We start from the raw sequence: 15,824 nt of genomic DNA, 5'->3' as shown, positions 1-15,824 counted from the left end.
TTGGCAGCCTTATAGCCGACCGGAGGGGCGGGTGTTCGTCGGTCCGGATCAAATAATGTGGGAGCTGTCGAACTTTAGCGCAGATACGGGACCTGTTTTAATCCTCCCGAAACAAGTCATGGGCATCCAGCAACCGATACGCAATCTCCGGCTGTTTCTCCAGCCCTTTGCGAATAGCCGTCGGGATCAACTTGCGGGTCTTGCGACACAGGCCCGGCAAGTCGTCGATGATAATCTCAATCCCGCGCATGGTTTTCACTTCCGTGTGGCCGGGAGCAACGTGAACGCGGATGCCCAGTTGCTGGTACATCCGTTCTTGCATGCGCTCCAGGTCCGGCAGGCTTTGCAGATTCTCAAGGCGTTCGAGTAGGCGTTTTTCTTCCTGGCGGGTCAGGTGCAGGATGCGCTGGTCTGCGTCGGGGGCGTCGAGCAATTGCTCACGTTCGCAATCGCAGGCGCCGGGTGGGCAGGGTTGGCGAATTGTCATGAAAGCTCCCTCCCCACACCGGTGTTGATGGCTCAGTAGCTCAACTGGACGCCAAGGCTGCCCAGGGCCTTCCAGTACTCAGGATAGGTCTTGCCCACGCAGTCGGGGTCCTGAATTTTGATCCCCGCGACTTTCAGTCCCGCCAAGGCAAAGCACATGGCGATGCGGTGGTCGGCGTGGGTGTCGATCAACGCGTTGCACGAGGTGCCGGCTAACGCCGGATCGCTGGCCACCAGCAAGTCATCACCTTCGATGGTCGCCAAGCCGGGACGAATTTCGTTGAGACCGTCGTGCAGCGCCTGGACCCGGTCACATTCCTTGACCCGCAGGTTAGCCAATTCGGTGAAGCGCACCGGCGTGTTGTTGAACGCGGCCAGCACGGCGAGGGTCGGGATGGCGTCCTGCATTTGCGAACCGATGACCGTGGCCGGCATGTGCGGGAACTGCGCGATCACGGCCTGGGCCATGGCGTCGGGCTGGGTGAAGTCTTGCGGGGCAACGCCCAGGTCGATGGCGCCGCCGGTGAGGACTTCGGCGGCCCACAGGTAGGTGGCGGCGGAAGCGTCGGGTTCGATCAGGTAGTCGTTGGCGGTATAGCCGGTCGGCGCCACTCGCCAGGTACTTTCGTCGACGACTTCGATCTGGGCACCAAAGGCGCGCATGCAATCGAGCGTCAGGTCAACGTAGCCACGAGCGCCAATGTCCTTGCCGGTCAGGGCTACTTCAATGGGCGCTTCACCGCAGGCCGCCAGCATCAACAGCGCCGAGACGTACTGGCTCGACAGGCCGCCGTCGATCTCGAAGCGCTTGGCCTTGACCTGACCGCTACCGTGGACGGTCACCGGAGGGCAGCCTGTCGGGCTGTCGGCCGCGATACCGTTCTGGTTCAGGGTCGCCAGCAAGGGGCCGATGGGACGTTTTTGCATGTACTCGTCGCCATCCAGTATCACCGTGCCTTGCACCGTGGCCACCGCCGCCGTCAGGAAGCGCATCGCAGTCCCGGCATTGCCGAGAAACAGCGGCTGTGGGGGCAATTGCAGCTTGCCCTGGCCTGTGACGACGAAGGTCACGTCATCCGGCTCATCAATGACCACGCCCATCTGCCGCAAGGCCACCGACATATGGCGGGTGTCGTCGCTTTTCAACGCGCCGCTCAGGCGGCTGGTGCCCTTGGCCAGGGCCGCCAGCAACAGAGCGCGGTTGGTAATGGATTTGGAGCCGGGGGGCGCTACCTTGCCGTTCAGTGGAAAGTTGGGCGGTGTAACGGTCACGGTTTTCTGCGAACTCAAGGTACAAGGCTCCTGATTCAAGGCGGTGGTGGCGTGGAGTGGCCGGCTGGCGGAGACGAATAATCGGCCAAAGACGATGCCCTTGTCGAGCAGGGATCGTTGTGAGTGCCCGCAAGCAGGGATGCCACTGGTCGGCGTTGTCGAGAAGCCTGTCGATTGAGCGCCTGATGGATCGACTACAAGAGAGAACGGCTCGTTTCAATCCTGGTCGTTCATACCTTCCAATCAGGAGAGTGATCATGTCTTACATCGATGGTTGTGTTATCGCAGTGCCCACCGCCAATCGTGAGCGGTTTATCCAGCATGCCAAGGCCGCGGCGGTGGTGTTCAAGGAGCACGGTGCGCTGAATATCGTCGAGTGCTGGGGGGACGACGTGCCCCAGGGCCAGGTGACCTCGCTGCCCATGGCGGTCAAGCTCAAGGACGATGAAACGGTGGTGTTTTCCTGGATCGTCTGGCCGTCGCGGCAGGTGCGCGACGCGGGGATGAGCAAGGTGATGGAAGACCCGCGCATGAAGGCCGACGTCAATCCGATGCCCTTTGACGGGCAACGGATGATCTATGGCGGCTTTGAGATGATCCTCAATAGCTGAGGGGTTAGCGCTTGGCCAACCAGTAATCGTGCAACGCCCGCGCTGCCGGCTCGATGGCGCTGACCCGCTGCTGATGCAAACCTACGTCAAGATCGGCAGGCAATTCGAAGTTGTCCTGCTCTGCGCACCAGGAAATCTTTTCCAACTGCTCGGCTTGTTCGGCGGGCAGTTGCGGCCAGTTGCCCACGGCTGCGCCACGGATATAACCGAAGCACCATTCCTCGGCCAGGGTCAGCGGCTGATCCTGGTGCTCAGTTTCTTCAAAGCGGGCCTTGAAGCCTTGGGCGTTCACTGCCAACTGGGTGGCAATGGCGTTCATATGGCGCACGCATAGGTCGATAAATTGCTTGGCTTCGTCAGTGCTTTCCCAGTCCGGGTTCTGGCCACCCCAGATGGCCGGGAACCACTCGGCGACGTCCACCTGAGCCGGGCTGGATACCAGGGCGGTGAAGTAACCGTCGAGTTCGGCCAGGTTCAGCACCGAGTGGTCGTCGCCGTACTTCAACAGAATGTCTTCGATGGATTCGAAATCGGCAGGGGCGAGGGGTTGGTCGTGCATGGAAATATCCTTTGTTCGTCGAGCGCCGCTGATGGGGCGGCTTAAAGCGCGGAGGATGGCGCTTGTGGGCGTTTTAATCCAGCGCCTTAATGTTGCGCGACCACTCAAATCACCTTCACCGCCCGCCCAATCGCCTGAATCGGCCCCGTCGGCTTACCCGTCGGCGAACCGCTTGGGTTCTCCAGGGTCATCTCGAACAATTGGTTCGGCGCCAGCGGCGGCAGTTTATCCAGCGGCACCGACAGCGTCTGCCCCGGCTTGACCAGCCCCAGGGACACCGGCCCTTGCCAGCCATCGCCTTTGGTCCAGAACTCCAGCGCCTTGTCCGCCGGTATTTCCATGACGCCCAGCGGTATCAGCTGAATCTGCTGATCGTTGCTCGCCTGGATGACCCAGCCCGGCGTCTGGCTTTGCGGCGCCATCAGCACCACCACGTAGGCCGTCGGGTTGACCGTTGCCGTGCGGGTCAGCAGTAATGTTGCCAGCACCAGGCTCGCTACCATGCCGGCACCCGCCAAACCACGCCACAGGGCCAGCAGGTTCCACCACGACACCGCCGAGCCCCCGACGGCGGGCCGTACCGAATGACCCAGGCTGCGTTCGATCCGTCGCCACAGGTACACCGAGGGCGTGACAGGCTCGGCCAACTCCGTCAGCGGCAACAACCGTTGCTCCCAGGCATCGACTGCCGTTCGCAGGTCGGCGTCCTGTTCCAGGCGCTGTTGCACGTGCATGCGTTGCTCGGCCGACAAGGTGCCCAGTACATATTCGTTCGCCAGCTCATCCAGCTCGCGAGGTGTGCTCTTTATCGTCATGCCATGCACTCACGCAGTGCCGCGAGGCTACGTTTGATCCAGGCTTTGACGGTCCCCAGGGGGGTGCCCAGTTTCTGTGCGATTTCGCTGTGGGAATAACCATCGACATAGGCATGCAACACGCAGCTGCGTCGGACCGGCTCCAAATGTTCCAGGCATTGGTAAATCTGCCCTGTGCGGGCACGGTATTCGAAGGTGTCGACGGGCGCTTCGGCGGTCAGTGTCTGTTCGTGCTCTGCACTGAGCGGCACTTCACGGCCATTGTTGCGTACGAAGTTGAGCGCCATGTGCCGGGTCACGCTGAAGATCCAGCCACGGGCCGAGCCTCTGCCGGGATCGAAACCGGCGGCGCCGTTCCATATGTTGATAAAGGCGTCATGCACGATGTCTTCCGCCAGGGCCTTATCCCGCGCGATACGCTGGGCCACGCCCAGAAGATGGGCGCTTTCCTGTTCATACAGCTGACGCAAGGCCTGCTGCTCGCCTCGGGCACATGCCAACAGGCAGGCTTCATAGTCAAAAGAGGGTTCGGGCAAGGTTCGGGCCACCAGGACAAGGTCAAGCCCCGGCCAAATAAGGCCGGGGTGTTATCGGAGCAGCGTAGATGACTTTGCTCTCGAGGCAAATTAATTGGCTGCCCAGAAAATGTAGTCCGCCTGATACTTCACCACTTCCTGCTTGCCTTTATTGGCCGCCGTGCATTCGGAGCTCGGCGCCACGCCGCCCTTGAGCGCGACGCGCTGGATATAGCTGACGCCATTCATGGCGCCCTTGCCCTCAGCCGGGTTGGCCTTGACCAATTGGTAGGGCAGGTTGCCAGCGCTGGACGGCGCGACGGCCAATTGGGTACCGGTGACTTTTGAGCCGTCCTTGGCTTGCCAGGTGGCTGGCGGGCCAAAGTAAGTGCCGACCTGCTTGCCGCTGCGGTCATTGAGCACAGCCTTGGGGCCGACGAAGAACCATTCGGTCTGCCCGACGGCATTGGCCTTGTCGCGGCATTCGTAGGTGATTTCGCCAACACCGGTGGTTTCCATGGCCACCTTGTGTCCGTCCGGCACCTTGATGCTGTCGGGCAACCCGGTCTGGGCAAAGGCTGCCGGAGCGGCAGCGAGCAGGCAGGTCAGGCAGAGCAGTGATTGAGCGTTCATCGGTCTCTCTCCGTAAGGGTGAACAACTGGGCAGCGGTGTGGCTGCTTCCTGTACTACTCACCGCGAGATCAAACGGATGCACTGATTGAAAAATAAATCGGTGGCAGACATTAGTCCCATGCCGACGTGAAGCCCTTGGCTTCGACGAACAGCAGTCGCACACTGTGACCCCGTAATACCCGAGGAGTGATTGGCAATGACCGGTGTTCACACGTCTGCTCAACAGGGGTTCTCTACCCAGGCTGCCACTTACGCCCAGGGCCGACCGGACTACCCACGGCAACTGACCGGCTGGCTGACCGAGGCACTGCAGATCAATGCGCAGTCCACGGTGGTCGACCTGGGAGCCGGGACCGGCAAGTTCACCCGCCTGCTGAGCACTGTTGCGCCGACAGTGATTGCCGTCGAACCTGTAGCAGCCATGGCCGCGCAGTTGACGAAGGGAATGCCGGATGTGCATCTCTTGACAGGTACCGCCGAAGCTATCCCCCTTGAGGACGCCAGTGCCGACGCCCTGGTCTGCGCCCAGTCCTTCCACTGGTTTTCCACGCAAGCGGCATTGCGGGAAATCCACCGAGTGCTCAAGCCCGGCGGCTGCCTGGGGCTAATCTGGAATGTGCGGGATGAGTCGGTGGATTGGGTCGCGGCCATTACTGCGATCATCACGCCCTACGAGGGCGACACGCCGCGCTTTCATACCGGGCAGTGGCGCGAGGCGTTCACCGGAGAGTATTTCTTGGCACCGCAAATGTCCTGTTTCCCCTACACCCATGTTGGCAGCCCGCAAGAGGTGATCATGGACCGCTTCCTGTCAGTGAGCTTTATCGCCGCGCTGCCGGCCGACAAGAAAGCGACGGTGACCGAACAACTGCACACCTTGATCCACACTCACCCAGCCTTGCGCGGCCGCGACACGGTGGCTTTCCCGTATCAGACCCAGGCTTATAGATGTCTGCGTGTGGACTGAATCAATCGAACTGACAAAAAGGCATAAAGTCAGATCGTATTGATATAAGTAGTTATAAGAAAAATCGCTATGCTGCGGCCAGGATTTTATAAGGCCGTAGGTAGTTGTAATGGATGTGGGTAATTTTGGTTTCGTTGTCGCAGGCCTGCTTGTTGGATTTATCGTCGGTATGACCGGTGTGGGCGGGGGCTCGTTGATGACCCCGATCCTGTTGTGGTTTGGTATCAACCCAGCCACCGCCGTGGGCACCGACCTGCTGTACGCCGCCATCACCAAGGCTGGTGGGGTGCTGGTTCACGGCAAAAATAAGAACATCGACTGGACCATCACCGGCTGGCTGACCCTGGGCAGCGTGCCGGCAGTGTTGCTGACGCTGTGGTTCCTCAAGAGCCTGCACACCGACCCCACCGCCATGAACGAGGTGATCAAGCAGGCGTTGGGCGTGGTACTGCTGTTGACGGCCATGGCGATTCTGTTCAAGAAAAAGCTGTTGGCCTTCGCGCAACGTCATGCCGGCGATCACTACCACATGACCCCGCGCAACCTGAACGGGCTGACAGTGGTCACTGGCGTGATCCTCGGCACCATGGTTGCGCTGACCTCCATCGGCGCCGGCGCCCTGGGCACCGTGGCGCTGTTTATCCTGTACCCGTTCCTGGCCACCAAACGCCTGGTGGGCACCGAAATCGCCCATGCGGTGCCGCTGACCCTGGTCGCAGGCCTTGGGCACGCGAGCATGGGCAACATGGATTGGCATCTGCTGGGGTTTCTGCTGATGGGCTCGCTGCCGGGGATCTACGTGGGCAGCCATATGTCCGGAAGGGTGCCGGACGAGCTCCTGCGCCCTTGCCTGGCGGTGATGCTGGGGTTGATCGGGTACAAGCTTGCGTTTTGAAACAGCCGCCACAACAAGCTTCTCTTCAGCATTTTGCCGATTACGAGCGCGACTTATCCAGCCACTCCACCGCCGTACGCCAGATACAAATCCCCAGGAAGTACGCCGACATCAACAGCCACAAGCCCATGGTCAGGCTGTTGGTGTACGGCTGGTCGATCACCAGCAATAGGCTGCACAGCAACCACACCGTGGTCACCGCAATGTTGAGTGGCATAAAACGCTTGACCCGGAACGGGTGCAGGAACTTCATCGGGGTTATGGTCAGCAGCGCCAGGCCGATCACGGTCAAAAGCGTTACCCAGGCGGACGGGTCGATGATGTAGACACACAGCGCAACCACATTCCAGGCGGCGGGGAAGCCCTGGAAATAATTGTCCTTGCTCTTCATGTTGACGTTGCAAAAGCAGAACAGCGAAGAGACCAGGATCACCGACACCGTGAACAGGTGCGTGAAGTCCGGCAAGTCGATATAGCGGTAGATAAACAGTGCCGGGATAAACACGTAGGTCAGGTAGTCGATCACCAGGTCCAGCACCGAGCCATCAAAGCTGGGCAGCACCGTCTGTACATTGACCCGGCGCGCCAACGAGCCGTCGACGCCATCTACTACCAGCGCCAGGCCCAGCCACAGCAGGCAGGCCTTGGGCTGATTCTCCAGCAACGCCAGGGTCGCCAGAAACGCCAACACCACGCCAGTGGCGGTAAAGCCGTGGGCGCCCCAGGCTTTGAGTCTGGCTACATGTAGGGTCGATATCACAGGGGCGTTCTCCAGAAGGTGAAACGGGGCAGCCGACGGGTGTGACACCGTCGAATCTGGCCAAAGGGTGCAAGTATCGACCGGGAAGGAGGGAATAAGGTTCACCACCCGGCGTGAGGGTTAGCGTAGCAAGCGCTGGGCGCTATGACATCAGCCTTGACGAAAGACCAGCGCCTTCAGGCCGCTTTGTGGATCGATATCAGGGAATTCCGGCGGGTTTTCCAGTCGTTGCTCAAAACGCAGGCTGGGTGCTTCGCGGGTCACGCCGTCGATCAGGAAATCTTCGCCAAACGCCGGGTCATTCATGCACGCCAGCACCGTGCCTTTTGGCGTGAGCAAGTCTGGCAGGCGGCGCAAGACGCGCTGGTAGTCCTTGGTCAGCAAAAAGCTGCCCTTTTGAAAGGACGGCGGGTCGATGATCACCAGATCATAAGGGCCGCTGCTGGTGACCTTGGCCCAGGACTTGAACAGGTCATGTCCCAGAAAGCTCACTTTCCCCAAGTCATGGCCATTGAGCCGATGATTGTCGCGACCTCGGCTTAGGGCGCCACGGGCCATGTCCAGGTTGACCACATGGGTGGCCCCACCTTCGATGGCCGCCACGGAAAAACCGCAGGTGTAGGCGAACAGGTTCAACACCCGCAGGCCCTGGGCATGCTCGCGGACCCAGTTGCGGCCGTAGCGCATGTCGAGAAACAGACCGCTGTTCTGTTTTTTACCCAGGTCGATGAGATAGCGCAGGCCGCCCTCGGTGAGGGTCAACTCGTCGACGATCTCCCCCAGCAGCCACTCGGTGGTGCTTTGCGGCAGGTAGCGGTGTTGCAGAGCCAGGGTATGGGCACCGGACTGCTGCCATTGGCTGGACGCGGTGATGTGCGTCAACAGCTGTTTCAAGGCTGCCAGCTCTGCGGCCTCGGGTTCCTTGAACAGTGACACCAGCACCACGCCTTGCAGCCAGTCTACGGTCAATTGTTCCAGGCCTGGCCAGCAACGACCACGGCCGTGGAACAGGCGCCGAGTCTCCGTGGGGGCGGTTTGCAGGGCGGTGAGCAAATGAGCGTTGAGGGTGGCGAGTGCGTCTGGGTTCATCGGGCAGCGTCGGTCATTGAGCGGGCGGCATTTTAAACACAATTGCGGGGTTTAAGGGGGTTGAAGCACAACGTGCTTGTAATGCTGGTTTTGGCAGTTATTCATGCTCAAAAAATAGGCTTGAACGGCCTATAACAGTCAAAAAATCCTCTGGTGCCGACATAAACTGGAAAAAAGCCTGGAGGTAGCCCATGAACGGTTTCGCGAGTGCAATGAGTCAGACGGCGACAGACCAGCAAGAGCTGGCCGAATGGCGTGACGCCCTGGCATCGCTGGTAGCCAACGCCGGGCCCGCGCGAGCCAGGGAGATCCTCGACATGCTGGCGGATGCTGGCGGCGCACCCGCCATCGCCTGGAAGCCGCGTCACGGCACGCCCTACATCAACAGCATCGCCGTGGACCAGCAAGCGCGCTTCCCCGGCGACCTGGCCACCGAAGAACGGCTAGCCTCGGTGGTGCGCTGGAATGCCCTGGCCATGGTAGTACGGGCCAACCAGGCCTATGGCGAGTTGGGCGGCCATATCGCCAGCTATGCCAGTGCCGCGGATTTGTTCGAGGTGGGGTTCAACCATTTCTTCCGCGCCCGTAATGACGGTTTCGGCGGCGACCTGGTGTTCTATCAGCCCCATTCTGCTCCCGGTATTTACGCCAGGGCCTTCCTTGAAGGCCGCTTGAACGAAGCCGATCTTGAGCACTATCGCCAGGAAATCGGTGCGCTCAAGGTCGGTGCCCGAGGGTTGTCCAGCTACCCCCATCCGTGGCTGATGCCGGACTTCTGGCAGTTTCCCACCGGCTCCATGGGCATTGGGCCCATCAGCTCGATCTTCCAGGCGCGGTTTATGCGTTATCTGCAGCATCGCGGCTTGCAGAACACCACTGACCGCCACGTCTGGGGCGTCTTCGGCGACGGCGAAATGGACGAGCCGGAAAGCATGTCAGCGCTGACCCTGGCCGCCCGAGAAGGCCTGGATAACCTGACCTGGGTGGTCAATTGCAACCTGCAACGCCTCGACGGCCCAGTACGCGGCAATGGTCGAATCATTGACGAGCTGGAAGCGTTGTTTGCCGGCGCCGGCTGGAACGTGATCAAGCTGGTGTGGGGCTCGGACTGGGATGGCTTGCTGGCGCGCGATGCAGATGGCTCGCTGGTGCGCACCCTGTCCCAGACCGTGGACGGACAATTTCAGACCTTTGCCGCCAAGGACGGCGCCTACAACCGCGAGCATTTCTTCGGCCAAAGCGAAGCCCTGGCCAAATTGGTAGAAGGCTTGAGTGACGAGCAGATCGACCGTCTCAAGCGCGGGGGCCACGATATGGTGAAAATCCATGCCGCTTACCACGCCGCGCGCCTGGTAAAAGGCCGCCCGACGGTGATCCTGGCACAGACCAAAAAGGGCTTCGGTATGGGCGAGGCGGGTCAGGGCAAGATGACCACTCACCAACAGAAAAAACTCGACCGTGATGCCTTGATCGCCTTTCGCAATCGCTTCCAGTTGCCGCTGTCGGACGAACAGGCCGAGTCCCTGAGCTTCTATAAACCGGCTGATGACAGCGCCGAAATGCGCTATCTGCACCAGCGCCGTGCTGCCTTGGGCGGTTATGTACCTGGCCGCGTCCAGCAAGCGGAGCCTGTAGGCGTGCCACCGATGGCAGGCTATGCCAGCTTCGCAACCCAGGCGGGTGGCAAGGAAATGTCCACTACCATGGCCTTTGTGCGGATGCTCAGCAACCTGCTCAAGGACAAGGCCCTCGGGCCGCGCATCGTGCCGATTGTGGCGGACGAAGCGCGGACCTTCGGCATGGCCAACCTGTTCAAGCAGATCGGCATTTACTCCAGCGTCGGCCAGCGTTACGAGCCGGAAGACATCGGCTCTATCCTCAGCTACCGCGAAGCCACCGACGGGCAAATTCTCGAAGAAGGCATCAGTGAAGCCAGCGCCATCAGCTCTTGGGTCGCGGCGGCCACCAGCTATTCGGTGCATGGTTTGCGCATGCTGCCGTTTTATATTTATTACTCGATGTTCGGCTTCCAGCGGGTCGGCGATTTGATCTGGGCCGCTGCCGACCAGCGCGCCCGTGGCTTCCTGCTGGGCGCCACGGCGGGCCGTACCACCCTGGGCGGCGAGGGCTTGCAGCACCAGGACGGCAGCAGCCACCTGACCGCCGCTACCGTGCCCAACTGCCGGGCCTATGACCCGGCGTTTGCCGGCGAGTTTGCGGTGATCCTCGACCATGGCATGCGCCAGATGCTGGAGCACGATGTCGACGAGTTTTACTACGTGACCCTGATGAACGAAAACTACCCGCAGCCCACGCAGCCGGAAGGTGTCGAGGCGGCAATCATCAAGGGCATGTACCGACTCAGCGAACAGGCCAGCGGCAAGGTACGCCTGCTCGGCTCCGGCACGCTGGTGCGCGAAGCCCAGGCTGCCGCGCAATTGCTGGCGGACGATTGGCAGGTGCAAAGCGAGGTGTACAGCGTCACCAGTTTCAGCGAACTGGCTCGGGAAGCGCGGGAGGTGGAACGCTGGAACCGTCTGCATCCTGGGCAAGCACCACACCACAGCCATTTGGCCGACTGTTTGCCCAAAGGCGCACCGGTGATTGCAGTGTCTGACTACGTGCGGGCGGTGCCGCAAATGATTGCTTCGTACCTGGATTCGGCTTTCACGGTGCTTGGCACCGATGGCTTTGGTCGCAGCGATACCCGTGCGGCGTTGCGGGATTTCTTTGAGGTGGACCGCTATCACATCGTGTTGGCAGCGCTCACGGCATTGGCGGAGCAGGGGAGCCTGGATCGCGAGGTATGCCAGCAGGCGATTGAACGTTATGTGTTGCAGACGGAGCGAGGCGCGTCCTGGACCTGCTGAAATCTTCTAAACAATGAAGATTAAAGGTGGGAGCTGGCTGGCCTGCGATAACGGTGTACCCGTCGATAAAACGGCTGACTAACACTGCGCTATCGCAGGCAAGCCACACTTGTTTTGCGGCGTTTTAGATACTGGCTATCAAAGGCGCACCAAACGCCTCCCTGAGAAACCCAGGCGCGATGTAGCGCTGATAGTGCGCTTCGGAAAGCAGGAAAAACTCTCGATCAATGGCATCCCGCAGATCAGTCAGATTGCGCTCACGGAACTCCGGCAGCAACGCCAGCCCATAAGCATCCAACTTCGAAATCACCCGTGCGCCCCGGGCAATCAACTGATACGCCCAGCAATACGGTGACTGCTGCGGCATAAAACGGATCTTGCGGTCTTCCAGTTGCTGACGCAGGCGTGGTGCATCGAATACCTCAAGCTTGCTGGTCATGACCTGCACCAGCAATTGTTCGAGGCGCAGCCACACGGCTTGCTTCTCTTCACCGCTGTAGCCATTCCATTGAATGACCTCATGGTGATAACGCTTACAGCCCCGGCAGACCAGGTCCCCGTAAACGGTGGAGCACAGGCCGACACAGGGTGTCTTGATGGTTTGATTGGGCATAAATAGCTGTTTTGCGGGATTTTTGAGGGCGCCGGAATCTGCTTCGAAAACAGGAACAATGTGGGAGCTGGAGTGCCTGCGATGCAGGCGACTCGGTGTATCAGCAAGCTCCCACACTAGGTCTCGTCAATCCCAGCTAAGCGCACCGCCAGTCTGATATTCGATCACGCGGGTCTCAAAGAAATTCTTCTCTTTCTTCAAGTCCATGATCTCGCTCATCCATGGGAACGGGTTCGTGGTCCCTGGATACTCTTCCTTCAAGCCAATCTGCGACAGGCGACGGTTAGCGATGAACTTGAGGTAGTCCTCCATCATCGCCGCATTCATCCCCAACACTCCGCGCGGCATGGTGTCGCGAGCGTATTCAATCTCCAGTTGCGTCCCTTGCAGGATCATCTGGGTCGCTTCTTCCTTCATTTCGGCATCCCACAAATGTGGGTTTTCGATTTTGATCTGGTTGATCACATCGATACCGAAGTTCAGGTGCATCGATTCATCGCGCAGGATGTATTGGAACTGCTCGGCTACGCCGGTCATTTTGTTGCGGCGGCCCATGGACAGGATCTGGGTGAAGCCGCAGTAGAAGAAGATGCCTTCCAGGACGCAGTAGTAGGCGACCAGGTTGCGCAGCAGCTCTTTGTCGGTGTCGACGGTGCCGGTTTCGAACTTTGGATCGGAGATGGCGCGGGTGTATTTCAGGCCCCAGGCTGCCTTTTTGGCGACCGATGGGATCTCGTGGTACATGTTGAAGATCTCGCCTTCATCCATGGCCAGCGATTCGATGCAGTATTGGTAGGCGTGGGTGTGGATCGCCTCTTCGAAGGCCTGGCGCAGGATGTACTGGCGGCACTCCGGGTTGGTGATCAGGCGGTACACGGCCAGGACCAGGTTGTTGGCGACCAGCGAATCAGCAGTGGAGAAGAAGCCCAGGTTGCGCATGACGATGCGGCGTTCGTCGTCGGTCAGGCCTTCGGGGTCTTTCCACAGGGCGATGTCGGCGGTCATGTTGACCTCTTGCGGCATCCAGTGGTTGGCGCAGCCGTCGAGGTATTTCTGCCAGGCCCAGTCGTACTTGAAGGGCACGAGTTGGTTGAGGTCGGCGCGGCAGTTGATCATGCGCTTTTCGTCGACGGCGACGCGGGCGGCAGCACCTTCCAACTCGGCGAGGCCTTCGGCAACGTCGAGTTTGTCCAGGGCGGCCTTGGCGCGCACGATAGCGGCGGAATCGTTAGCAGTGACGTTGCGCGCTTCAAGTGCTGCAGCGGCGCCGGCGCCGTCAAGGCGGTCCATGTTGGCTTCGGTGGCGTGGCCGGCGTTGGCGCCTTTGATGACTACGTCGCGGGTGTCTTCTTTATCGACTTCATCCCAACTCAGCATTGAAAATACTCCTTCCTGGTCCGTTCTGACGGCGTGGGTGACTGCTGTTCACCGCGTTCAAAAATGCTCTGCTTGCAGGCTTCAAGGCATTGAAATACTGCACGCAGTGTGGTCTGTCTTTGACGGCGCCGCACACTATGTAGTGGTGATTAGTTAGTGTTGGCACACTATATGGTGTTTGCCTGTGGTGGTCAACGCGCAGAAAGTACGGTCTTGAGCGGCTGGCAAACCCTTTGTTGGCTATAAAGCCCGGTGTCGATCGAGATCATCAAGATGGAACGGGCGTTTTAGCCCGCTTGTTGCCACTGGCCAACCGTCTCGGCACTGATGCTTACACCGCCGCAGACGATGATCACCACGTCCTGCGCCTCGGCAATCGCCGGGTGATCCAGATAAGCCACCGCCAGCGACACCCCGCACGCGGGCTCCACCAACTGGCGCAGGTCATCGGCGTAACGAGCAACCCCCATCATCGCCTCGGCATCGCTCAGCACCACGCATTGATGGGGGAAACCCTGGATATGCTCAACCGGCCACCCCGCAACCTGCGTGGCGGCGAGGGACTTGGCGATGGTGTCGATTTTCGCCAGTCGCACGGGATGCCCGGCGTCCACGGCGGCGGCAAACGACGCGGCGCCCTGGGTCTCGCAAGCGATGACCTTGCAGTCATAACGCTCGTGGCGTTCTAGCCCCACCAACACACCAGCCAGCAACCCGCCGCCGCCCACGGAAGTGACAATGGCATCAACCTGGGGGCAGTCCTCAAGAATCTCGTCGACCATGCTGCTATGGCCTTCCCACAGCAGCGGGTGATCGAAGGCCGGCACATACAGCGCATCCGGCGCTTCGGCCAGTTGCAGCGCCAACTGATTGGACTCATCCCAAAGATCACCGTGCACCACCACTTCAGCGCCGGCCTGCTGGATACGTGCGCGGGTCGCCTGCGGTGTCGTCGTTGGCACCACGATTCGCGCGTGTAAACCCAACCCCCGTGCCGCCACCGCCGTCGCCAACCCGGCATTGCCGCCGGACGGGCAGACCACTGTCGTCTTGCCCTGGCTGGCGGCGTAGGCACAGAGGGTGTTCATCCCCCGCAACTTGAACGAGCCGCAGGGTTGCAGGTTTTCCAGCTTGAGCCAGATCCGCCGGCTGGGTGTGGAGAGGCCTGGGTGCAGAATCAAGGGGGTACGAATCGGCAGCATTGCGCAATTTCCTTATTGGTAGGCCTGCCATCATAAGGTCGGCCAGCCTCGGCGTATATCAGGTCGCGGGCTGTGCCAGTAGCTGGCGTCGTGGCACATGGCTGACTTTCAGCAATGAGAGTGTTAGCGTTTTGACCTTCTCTGATTCGAAAAAGGGGCGGCAGTCTTGATTACACTCGACGATCACATCCAGGATTTTTCTCGCTCGCCACTGGCACCCTGGAGCGATCTGACACCCTGGGCGCTGGTTACCCAAGCGCCGGCGATTGTTCGCCAGTTGCTAACCCAACTGGCTCCCGCCGACTATGAAATCCACGACGAAATTGCCGTCCATCACACGGCAATGGTCGAGGTCGGCGCGGTGCTCAAGGGCCCGCTGATCATTGGCGCTCACTGTTTTATCGCCGCCGGAGCCTATCTGCGGGGTGGTTGCTGGCTGGATGAGCGCTGCATTATCGGCCCCGGTACAGAACTGAAAACCTCCTTCATATTCAGCGGAAGCAAGCTGGCCCACTTCAACTTTGTCGGTGATTCGGTGCTGGGGCATGGGGTCAACCTGGAAGCTGGCAGCATCGTCGCCAACTACCGCAACGAGCGGGTCGACAAGGAGGTGCAGGTACGCATCGACGGCCGTTTGCACTGCACCGGTTGCGACAAGTTCGGGGCGCTGTTAGGGGATCAGTGCCGGGTCGGCGCCAATGGGGTATTGGCGCCAGGGGCCGTGCTCAAGCCCGGCAGCGTGGTGCGACGTGGGCAGGTGTTTGATGCCGAAGCTGAGACCGACTAAAAGTCCGCAATAAACTGCACCCCCCCGACCACCGCACTGTTGGTTTCCTTCAACCCTCCCGGGTATTTCACGTATTGCAGGTTGGGTCGCACCATCAGCCATTTGGTCGCCTGCACGCGGTCGTTGGTGATGTCCTTGCCATGGCGTTCGCCGATGCCAATGCGAAGAGCCATTTGGGCTGCGGCTGCGCAAGGGGGAGCCGGTGAGTCGGGAGTTGGGGCTGTTTATTGATTTGCTCAGGCAAAAGGCGGCGCTGCTCGATACCCGCCTTTTGTAGGCGCAAGGGGTTTGGCAAAAAGAACATGGTGCGTCGCAAGGATATTAATTAGAATTAATCTCATTTGAGATTAACTCGCGCCGCGCAGGTTTGTT

The 15,824-nt window shown here is 60.2% G+C and carries 17 protein-coding genes; 5 read left to right on the top strand and 12 right to left on the bottom strand.

Annotated elements, in window-relative coordinates; all coding sequences use genetic code 11:
- Window positions 1-97: 97 nt before the first annotated feature.
- Both ACZRJ6_RS15990 and aroA read right to left on the bottom strand, forming a co-directional pair.
- The gene (locus ACZRJ6_RS15990) at window positions 98-487 is read right to left on the bottom strand and encodes a hypothetical protein (protein ID WP_463969573.1); all 390 of its coding nucleotides are present in this window, start codon (window positions 485-487) and stop codon (window positions 98-100) included.
- Window positions 488-519: 32 nt separating this feature from the next.
- Window positions 520-1,776, bottom strand: coding sequence for a 3-phosphoshikimate 1-carboxyvinyltransferase (aroA, locus tag ACZRJ6_RS15985; protein ID WP_463969574.1), 1,257 nt, complete (start codon window positions 1,774-1,776; stop codon window positions 520-522).
- 239 nt (window positions 1,777-2,015) lie between these two features.
- On the opposite strand from aroA, the gene ACZRJ6_RS15980 reads away from it, so the two are divergent.
- Window positions 2,016-2,369, top strand: coding sequence for a DUF1428 domain-containing protein (locus tag ACZRJ6_RS15980; protein WP_463969575.1), 354 nt, complete (start codon window positions 2,016-2,018; stop codon window positions 2,367-2,369).
- A gap of 4 nt (window positions 2,370-2,373) precedes the next feature.
- On the opposite strand, the gene ACZRJ6_RS15975 is transcribed toward ACZRJ6_RS15980, so the two are convergent.
- The 4 genes from ACZRJ6_RS15975 to ACZRJ6_RS15960 all read right to left on the bottom strand — a co-directional run bounded on the left by ACZRJ6_RS15975 (window position 2,374) and on the right by ACZRJ6_RS15960 (window position 4,891).
- A complete protein-coding gene (locus tag ACZRJ6_RS15975) occupies window positions 2,374-2,928 on the bottom strand; it encodes a UPF0149 family protein (RefSeq protein WP_463969576.1) in 555 nt (184 codons plus the stop codon).
- A 104-nt stretch (window positions 2,929-3,032) separates the two neighbouring features.
- On the bottom strand, window positions 3,033-3,743 hold the full coding sequence (locus tag ACZRJ6_RS15970) for an anti-sigma factor (RefSeq protein WP_463969577.1): 711 nt from the start codon (window positions 3,741-3,743) through the stop codon (window positions 3,033-3,035).
- A complete protein-coding gene (locus ACZRJ6_RS15965; protein ID WP_463969578.1) occupies window positions 3,740-4,279 on the bottom strand; it encodes a sigma-70 family RNA polymerase sigma factor in 540 nt (179 codons plus the stop codon). The genes ACZRJ6_RS15970 and ACZRJ6_RS15965 overlap by 4 nt, the downstream gene beginning before the upstream one ends.
- Window positions 4,280-4,369: 90 nt before the next feature.
- The gene (locus ACZRJ6_RS15960) at window positions 4,370-4,891 is read right to left on the bottom strand and encodes a DUF3455 domain-containing protein (protein WP_463969579.1); all 522 of its coding nucleotides are present in this window, start codon (window positions 4,889-4,891) and stop codon (window positions 4,370-4,372) included.
- 197 nt (window positions 4,892-5,088) lie between these two features.
- On the opposite strand from ACZRJ6_RS15960, the gene ACZRJ6_RS15955 reads away from it, so the two are divergent.
- Window positions 5,089-5,859: a class I SAM-dependent methyltransferase gene (locus tag ACZRJ6_RS15955; RefSeq protein WP_463969580.1), complete on the top strand. Its 771-nt coding sequence runs from the start codon at window positions 5,089-5,091 to the stop codon at window positions 5,857-5,859.
- A 109-nt stretch (window positions 5,860-5,968) separates the two neighbouring features.
- Window positions 5,969-6,754: a sulfite exporter TauE/SafE family protein gene (locus ACZRJ6_RS15950; protein ID WP_463969581.1), complete on the top strand. Its 786-nt coding sequence runs from the start codon at window positions 5,969-5,971 to the stop codon at window positions 6,752-6,754.
- A gap of 40 nt (window positions 6,755-6,794) precedes the next feature.
- Here ACZRJ6_RS15950 and pcsA read toward each other — a convergent pair whose 3' ends face one another.
- Complete coding sequence (gene pcsA / locus ACZRJ6_RS15945; RefSeq protein WP_463969582.1) at window positions 6,795-7,514, bottom strand: phosphatidylcholine synthase; 720 nt, start codon at window positions 7,512-7,514, stop codon at window positions 6,795-6,797.
- Between the two features lie 150 nt (window positions 7,515-7,664).
- A complete protein-coding gene (locus ACZRJ6_RS15940) occupies window positions 7,665-8,603 on the bottom strand; it encodes a class I SAM-dependent methyltransferase (RefSeq protein ID WP_463969583.1) in 939 nt (312 codons plus the stop codon).
- Window positions 8,604-8,794: 191 nt separating this feature from the next.
- Between ACZRJ6_RS15940 and mdeB the strand changes: the two genes are divergently transcribed.
- Window positions 8,795-11,473, top strand: a complete 2,679-nt coding sequence (mdeB, locus tag ACZRJ6_RS15935; RefSeq protein WP_463969584.1) for an alpha-ketoglutarate dehydrogenase — start codon at window positions 8,795-8,797, stop codon at window positions 11,471-11,473.
- Window positions 11,474-11,597: 124 nt separating this feature from the next.
- On the opposite strand, the gene ACZRJ6_RS15930 is transcribed toward mdeB, so the two are convergent.
- From ACZRJ6_RS15930 to ACZRJ6_RS15920, 3 genes are all read right to left on the bottom strand, one after another.
- On the bottom strand, window positions 11,598-12,086 hold the full coding sequence (locus tag ACZRJ6_RS15930) for a DUF1289 domain-containing protein (RefSeq protein WP_149414558.1): 489 nt from the start codon (window positions 12,084-12,086) through the stop codon (window positions 11,598-11,600).
- Window positions 12,087-12,212: 126 nt separating this feature from the next.
- On the bottom strand, window positions 12,213-13,463 hold the full coding sequence (locus ACZRJ6_RS15925; RefSeq protein ID WP_463993548.1) for a ribonucleotide-diphosphate reductase subunit beta: 1,251 nt from the start codon (window positions 13,461-13,463) through the stop codon (window positions 12,213-12,215).
- A 287-nt stretch (window positions 13,464-13,750) separates the two neighbouring features.
- Window positions 13,751-14,665 carry a pyridoxal-phosphate dependent enzyme gene (locus tag ACZRJ6_RS15920; RefSeq protein WP_463970526.1) on the bottom strand — a complete coding sequence of 305 codons (915 nt, stop codon included), beginning with the start codon at window positions 14,663-14,665 and terminating at the stop codon, window positions 13,751-13,753.
- Window positions 14,666-14,831: 166 nt separating this feature from the next.
- On the opposite strand from ACZRJ6_RS15920, the gene ACZRJ6_RS15915 reads away from it, so the two are divergent.
- A complete protein-coding gene (locus tag ACZRJ6_RS15915) occupies window positions 14,832-15,452 on the top strand; it encodes an LbetaH domain-containing protein (RefSeq protein WP_463970527.1) in 621 nt (206 codons plus the stop codon).
- On the opposite strand, the gene ACZRJ6_RS15910 is transcribed toward ACZRJ6_RS15915, so the two are convergent.
- Entirely contained in the window at window positions 15,449-15,625 is a 177-nt protein-coding gene (locus ACZRJ6_RS15910; protein WP_463970528.1) for a carbohydrate porin, read from the bottom strand. The genes ACZRJ6_RS15915 and ACZRJ6_RS15910 overlap by 4 nt on opposite strands.
- Window positions 15,626-15,824 lie beyond the last annotated feature (199 nt).

The organism is Pseudomonas sp. C321 (assembly GCF_055407105.1).
The sequence above is the reverse complement of the archived record's forward strand: the minus strand, read 5'-3'. Positions and strand labels throughout refer to the sequence as shown.

Bases quoted from the DNA above. Each gene is read 5' to 3' on its own strand.
- ACZRJ6_RS15990 (WP_463969573.1), bottom strand. From the start codon at position 487: ATGACAATTCGCCAACCCTGCCCACCCGGCGCCTGCGATTGCGAACGT.
- ACZRJ6_RS15980 (WP_463969575.1), top strand. From the start codon at position 2,016: ATGTCTTACATCGATGGTTGTGTTATCGCAGTGCCCACCGCCAATCGT.
- ACZRJ6_RS15975 (WP_463969576.1), bottom strand. From the start codon at position 2,928: ATGCACGACCAACCCCTCGCCCCTGCCGATTTCGAATCCATCGAAGAC.
- ACZRJ6_RS15970 (WP_463969577.1), bottom strand. From the start codon at position 3,743: ATGACGATAAAGAGCACACCTCGCGAGCTGGATGAGCTGGCGAACGAA.
- ACZRJ6_RS15960 (WP_463969579.1), bottom strand. From the start codon at position 4,891: ATGAACGCTCAATCACTGCTCTGCCTGACCTGCCTGCTCGCTGCCGCT.
- ACZRJ6_RS15955 (WP_463969580.1), top strand. From the start codon at position 5,089: ATGACCGGTGTTCACACGTCTGCTCAACAGGGGTTCTCTACCCAGGCT.
- ACZRJ6_RS15950 (WP_463969581.1), top strand. From the start codon at position 5,969: ATGGATGTGGGTAATTTTGGTTTCGTTGTCGCAGGCCTGCTTGTTGGA.
- ACZRJ6_RS15940 (WP_463969583.1), bottom strand. From the start codon at position 8,603: ATGAACCCAGACGCACTCGCCACCCTCAACGCTCATTTGCTCACCGCC.
- mdeB (WP_463969584.1), top strand. From the start codon at position 8,795: ATGAACGGTTTCGCGAGTGCAATGAGTCAGACGGCGACAGACCAGCAA.
- ACZRJ6_RS15930 (WP_149414558.1), bottom strand. From the start codon at position 12,086: ATGCCCAATCAAACCATCAAGACACCCTGTGTCGGCCTGTGCTCCACC.
- ACZRJ6_RS15925 (WP_463993548.1), bottom strand. From the start codon at position 13,463: ATGCTGAGTTGGGATGAAGTCGATAAAGAAGACACCCGCGACGTAGTC.
- ACZRJ6_RS15920 (WP_463970526.1), bottom strand. From the start codon at position 14,665: ATGCTGCCGATTCGTACCCCCTTGATTCTGCACCCAGGCCTCTCCACA.
- ACZRJ6_RS15910 (WP_463970528.1), bottom strand. From the start codon at position 15,625: ATGGCTCTTCGCATTGGCATCGGCGAACGCCATGGCAAGGACATCACC.